At 69.9% G+C, this 5,336-nt stretch carries 6 protein-coding genes; 5 read left to right on the top strand and 1 reads right to left on the bottom strand.

Features of this window, described 5'->3' with window-relative positions:
• The first annotated feature begins 473 nt into the window (after positions 1-473).
• Both FF041_RS00030 and FF041_RS00025 read left to right on the top strand, forming a co-directional pair.
• The gene (locus tag FF041_RS00030; RefSeq protein WP_153520435.1) at positions 474-1,691 is read left to right on the top strand and encodes a serine hydrolase domain-containing protein; all 1,218 of its coding nucleotides are present in this window, start codon (positions 474-476) and stop codon (positions 1,689-1,691) included.
• A 146-nt stretch (positions 1,692-1,837) separates the two neighbouring features.
• On the top strand, positions 1,838-2,446 hold the full coding sequence (locus FF041_RS00025; protein ID WP_153520434.1) for a CGNR zinc finger domain-containing protein: 609 nt from the start codon (positions 1,838-1,840) through the stop codon (positions 2,444-2,446).
• A 205-nt stretch (positions 2,447-2,651) separates the two neighbouring features.
• On the opposite strand, the gene FF041_RS00020 is transcribed toward FF041_RS00025, so the two are convergent.
• A complete protein-coding gene (locus FF041_RS00020; RefSeq protein ID WP_153520433.1) occupies positions 2,652-3,812 on the bottom strand; it encodes an RNA-guided endonuclease InsQ/TnpB family protein in 1,161 nt (386 codons plus the stop codon).
• Between the two features lie 26 nt (positions 3,813-3,838).
• On the opposite strand from FF041_RS00020, the gene tnpA reads away from it, so the two are divergent.
• From tnpA to FF041_RS00005, 3 genes are all read left to right on the top strand, one after another.
• A complete protein-coding gene (gene tnpA, locus FF041_RS00015) occupies positions 3,839-4,267 on the top strand; it encodes an IS200/IS605 family transposase (RefSeq protein ID WP_153520432.1) in 429 nt (142 codons plus the stop codon).
• Positions 4,268-4,445: 178 nt separating this feature from the next.
• Positions 4,446-5,033, top strand: a complete 588-nt coding sequence (locus FF041_RS00010; RefSeq protein ID WP_323371779.1) for a sigma-70 family RNA polymerase sigma factor — start codon at positions 4,446-4,448, stop codon at positions 5,031-5,033.
• On the top strand, positions 5,030-5,336 hold a 307-nt coding region (locus FF041_RS00005; RefSeq protein WP_194291875.1), incomplete at its 3' end, for a zf-HC2 domain-containing protein. The genes FF041_RS00010 and FF041_RS00005, both read left to right, overlap by 4 nt.

The following is a 5,336-nucleotide window of genomic DNA, read 5'->3' as shown; positions in this document are numbered from 1 at the left end:
ATCACGCTTTACGTCCCGGCACCACCCCTGCGCGGCCCCCTCCCATGCGAGCCGAACGACCGCCTATCCCCGGTGCCGGGCAGCACGGCCCCCTCCCACGAGACCTCAACCGCCGCCACCGATGCCGGTCGTACGAAGCCGGCCCAGTCGCTGGGGAGCGCGGCCCCCTCCCATGAGACTCGAACGCCCCGCCCGGACCGTGTGCCGGGCAGCGTGGACCCCTTCCGTAGACCTCGTCAACAGCGCCGTGCTGTGTCCCGTAGACCGTCCTCTTTCCGCCGCCGTCGTTCGAAGGCGCCCGGTCGCCGGACCCTGGGGCGGTGAGGTCATGAGCGCGGCCGGGGGCGGCCCACCCCGATGGGCGAAGGATTCGCCATCCGGCAGAACGCGCGCGGCGGTTCGGCGTTCATACGTGGGGGAGCGCCGCGCGCGATCGCCGCGTGGCCGAAACCGTATGACGGGAGAACAACCGGATGATCTCAGTCACGATGGGCAGGACCACGGCGCTCGGCGCGGTGATGCTGTCTCTGCTCGCGGTCCCGGCGCAGGCGTCGGACGCCCCCCACACCATCCCTGCGGCGCGCGCCGCCGCCCCCGCCCCCGATGTCACCGCGCTGCGCCAGGCGCTGCGCGCCGCGCTCGCCGCCGGCGCTCCGGGCGCGATGGCCCGGGTGGACGACGGCGGCACGGTGCACAAGGCCGCCGAGGGCATCGCCGACCGGGGCGCCGGCCGGGCCATCACCGCCGACGACCGGTTCCGGGTCGGCAGCGTCACCAAGACCTTCTCCGCCGCCGTGCTGCTCCAGCTCGTCGACGAAGGCGCGCTCGGCCTGGACGACCGGGTCGACGACCATCTCCCCGGGCTGCTGCCCGACCGCCGGACCACCGTGCGCCATGTGCTCAGCCACCGCAGCGGCCTGTACGACTACACCAACGACCTGTTCGCCCGTACCGTCCCCGGCTTCGAAGCCGTACGGAACAAGGTCTTCGGCTACCAGGAGCTGATGGACCTCTCCCTCGCGAAGCCTCCCACCGTCGCGCCGGGCGGCTCGTACGCGTACTCCAACACCAACTTCGTGGTCGCGGGCATGCTCATCGAGAAGCTCACCGGGAACCCCGTGGGCGACGAGTACCGCGACCGGATCTTCACCCCGCTGAATCTCCGCGACACCTTCTACGTACACCCGGGCACAGCCGTCCCCGGCGTCCACGCGAGGGGATATCTCACCCCCGACGAGGCGGGGGCCGCGCTCGTCGACTCCACCCGGCAGACGGCCTCCTGGGCACAGAGCGCGGGCGCGATCATCTCCACCACCCGGGATCTCAACACCTTCCTCGCCGCGCTGCTCGGCGGCGAACTCACCTCCGCGGCCCGGCTGGCCGAGATGCGACGATGGGTTCCGGTCAACAGCACCCAGGCGTACGGTCTCGGGCTGCGCCGCCGCGATCTGTCCTGCGGGGTCTCCGTATACGGGCACAACGGCACGGTCCAGGGCTACTACACCTCCTCCTTCACCTCCGGGGACGGGAGACGCTCGGTCACCGCAGTCGCCAACACCTCGAACAACAGCGCCGTGCTCAACACCCTGCCGCGCGCCCTGGAAGCCGTCTTCTGCGGCTCGGCCGCCGCCGCGCGGGCCGCCGTGCCCGCCGAGCGCGAGGACATCGCCCCCGACGTCGTACGCGACTGACGCACACTAGGCGGCCGGTCGGCGCGCTGACCGGACGGGGGGGTACCGGCCGCCCGCCGGGACGGGCACTCTGGAGGGAGACCCCGACCCCCGGCAAGACCCCGACGGTGTCCCTGAGGCAGTGACCTTGAGGCGGTGACAGGCGGATGACGGCAGGTGCGACCGGTACGGCTCCGTACGACTGGAGGTTCGACTCGGGCCGTCTGTGCCTGGATCTGATGGCGACGGCGCCGGAGTGCGGCCCCGAACCGCTGGCGGGCCCCGGACGGCTCGGCCACTGGCTGCTGGGCGCGGGACTGCTGCCCGCGGGCACGCCGGTGAGCGCGGTGCGCGCGGTGGACGGGCCCTGGGCGGAGCGGTTCGTGGAGCTGCGCGGCTGGATCGGTCAGCTGGTGCGGGAAGAGCTCGCGGGGCGGATCGCGGAGACCGCGCTGGACCGGGTGAACACGCTCGCGGCGGGCACGCCGCCCGCCATCCGGGCGGTACGGGACGAGAGCGGCGCTCTGGTACGGACACTGGGCGCCGCGCCCGAGTGCGGCGCGCTGCTGGCGGCGGTGGCCCGGGACGCGGTGGAGCTGCTGACGGATCCGGTGGCGCGGGCGCGGCTGCGGGAGTGCCAGGGGGAGGGCTGCCGGCGGGTCTATCTGGACACCTCGCGCGGGCGGCGGCGGCGCTGGTGCTCCAGCGAGGTCTGCGGGAACCGTGAGCGGGTGGCCAGGCACCGCAGACGCGCGGCTGCCATGGCGCGGGCCTGAGCGCCATGCGTGCACCTCACGCCTGAGTGCCATGCGTGCACCTCACGCCTGAGCTCCATGCGTGCACCTCACGCCTGAGCTCCATGCCAGTTGTTCCATGCCTGCGACCCCAGTGAGATTCCGTCAACTTGACCTGGTCCTTAAGGGACCGGGTTTGGAGGTAGAGCCCGGCTGGCTGCCGGGTTGTCTCCTCCGTCCGGACCACCTACGGGGTGGCTGGGACGCGTGACTCACGCCCCGCGGTCCACACGGCTTCGCCTTTGCGGTCGATGTTGTGGGACGCGTTGTCGTCCGCGTGCATGATGACGCCGCAGGCGCGGCACGCGAACGTTGCCTGATCGACTCGGTTCCTCCGGTCGATGTGTCCGCACTCGGAGCATTGCCGGCTGGTGTACGCCGGATCGACGTACACCAGCGGCACCCCGGCCCGGCGTGCCTTGTACTCAAGGAAGGAGCCGAGCTGGTGGAAGCTCCACGAATGCAGTTGTGCCCGCTGGTCCTTGCGGAGCCGTACCCGGTCGCGGATGCCCGTGAGGTCTTCCAGGGCGATACCGCGTCCGGTGCGTTCAGCGGTGGTGACGATCTTCTTCGAAATGATGTGGTTGATGTTCGCGGCGTGCCGCGCCTCTTTGCGGCTGCGGTGTCTGAGCCGGCGCTTCGCGGACCGGGTGCCCTTGGCCTGGAGCTTGCGGCGCAGGTCGAGCTGCCGCTTACGGTGCCGGTTCAGGCCGCGCCCGGCAGCCCGGTAGCCGGTGGACGTGGTAGCGATGTTGACGATCCCGAGGTCCACACCGATGAACCCGGACGGGTTCTCGTTGACCGGGGCTTCGGGGATCTCGCACACCGCGATCAGGTAGAACGCGCCGTCACGTTCGATCAGATCCGACTCGCCCCTGCGGTACTCGCGGAGCATCTCAAGCGCGTCGGCGGAGCACGCGAAACGCACGTTCTTCAAACGGTCGGCGGTGGTCCAGATACTGACGGTCCGCACGTCGTACTGCCAGGACAGGCACCGGTCGTCGTACGGCTGTGCCGAGTGCGGCCGGAACGTGATCGGCTTCGACTCCGCCCTGGCCCGGCGCCTGGAACCGGGCTTGCCGAGATTCCCGGCGCGCAGGTTCGCGGCCAGGGTGGTGTAGGCGTCGCGCACCTTCTTGATCGTGTGCTGCGCGGCCTGCGCCCCGAGACCGGAGGCTTTCAGCTCGGCGTAGGTGTGCTTCCGCAGTTCGTACTCACGCGGCACACCGTGCGCGAACGCCACGCCGGACACCCGGTTCGCCTGTTCGTTGACCGTACGCAGGGTCGCGCCGACAGCCGGTGCCTGTACGGCATCCGGTATCAGCTTCACCCGCACGGCGATCTTCATGCGGGGCATCGTACTACGGTTGGCCTATGTCACCACGCTGGGAGCCAAACCCCAATATCCGCAGGGGTCGTACCGTCGTCTGCACTCTCCACGCCCATTTGGTCTTCACACCGAAATACCGTCGCGGACCGTTCACCGACGAGATCCTCCGCCGCTGCGAGGAAGTCATGCGATCCGTCTGCGCCGACTTCGAGACCGAGTTGGTCGAGTTCAACGGCGAGACCGACCACGTCCACCTGCTCGTGCACTACCCGCCGAAAGTCTCCCTCTCCAAGCTGGTCGGCTCCCTCAAAGGCGTCTCCGCCCGCAGACTCCGCCAGGAATACCCCGACCACATCCGCAGGTACCTGTGGGGCGCCCACTTCTGGTCGCCTTCATACTTCGCGGCGAGCTGCGGCGGAGCACCCCTGTCCGTCATCAAGGAGTACATCGAACAGCAGAAACGTCCGATGTGACCTGCCGACCAGAGCAGTCCAGAGAAGCGATCCCTCCCGGGCCCGAAGGCCCGGCGTTCCTCACTAGATCCCGCTGAAGTTTTTCGGTTCGGCGTTGAGTCGTATCCCCATCTCGCCCGTAGAGAAGGGCAACAGACAGTCCGTCAGCCGTAGACAGGGTCTCGACCGGGAGGTTCAGGTGCGCAAGGATGCCGCCGTGGCCGATGACCGTCCGCACAGGGCCCGCCATCGGAGCGAGAAGCCGCTCAGTGACTCCCCGACACCCGAAGAGGAGCTCATGCGGGCGCTCTATCGCGAACATGCGGGGCCTCTGCTCGCCTATGTGCTGCGTCTCGTCGCCGGTGACCGCCAGCGTGCCGAGGACGTGGTGCAGGAGACGCTCATCCGTGCCTGGAAGAACGCCGGTCAGCTCAACCGGGCGACCGGCTCTGTCCGACCCTGGCTGGTGACGGTGGCACGCCGTATCGTCATCGACGGTCATCGCAGCCGGCAGGCCCGGCCGCGGGAGGTCGATCCGTCACCGCTGGAGGTCATGCCCGCGGAGGACGAGATCGACAAGGCGTTGTGGCTGATGACGCTCTCGGATGCACTCGATGATTTGACGCCCGCGCACAGGGAAGTCCTTGTCGAGACGTATTTCAAGGGACGTACGGTCAATGAGGCGGCCGAGACGCTCGGCATACCCAGCGGAACAGTGCGCTCCAGAGTGTTCTACGCACTGCGTTCCATGAAGCTCGCACTGGAGGAGAGGGGGGTCACGGCATGACTGCGCACGAGCCGGAATCCGTCCACGACGCGGTCGGAGCGTATGCGCTCGGCGTTCTCGACGACGCCGACGCGTCCGCGTTCGAGACGCATCTCGCGGGATGCGAGGTCTGCGCGGCCCACCTCGACGAGTTCTCCGGCATGGAGCCCCTGCTCGCCCTGCTGGCCGAGGCCCCGACAGGGCAGGCCGCCCCGGTCGCGACGGATGCGCCGGACGGGGGGCTGCGCGCGGTCGGTCCGCCGGGGCTGCCGGGTCCGCGCTCCGCCGGCCGGGCCGAGGCCCCGCCCCCCGCGCCGCCCGGCC

Source organism: Streptomyces jumonjinensis (assembly GCF_009600885.1).
Classification (GTDB): domain Bacteria; phylum Actinomycetota; class Actinomycetes; order Streptomycetales; family Streptomycetaceae; genus Streptomyces; species Streptomyces jumonjinensis.
The sequence above is the reverse complement of the archived record's forward strand: the minus strand, read 5'-3'. Positions and strand labels throughout refer to the sequence as shown.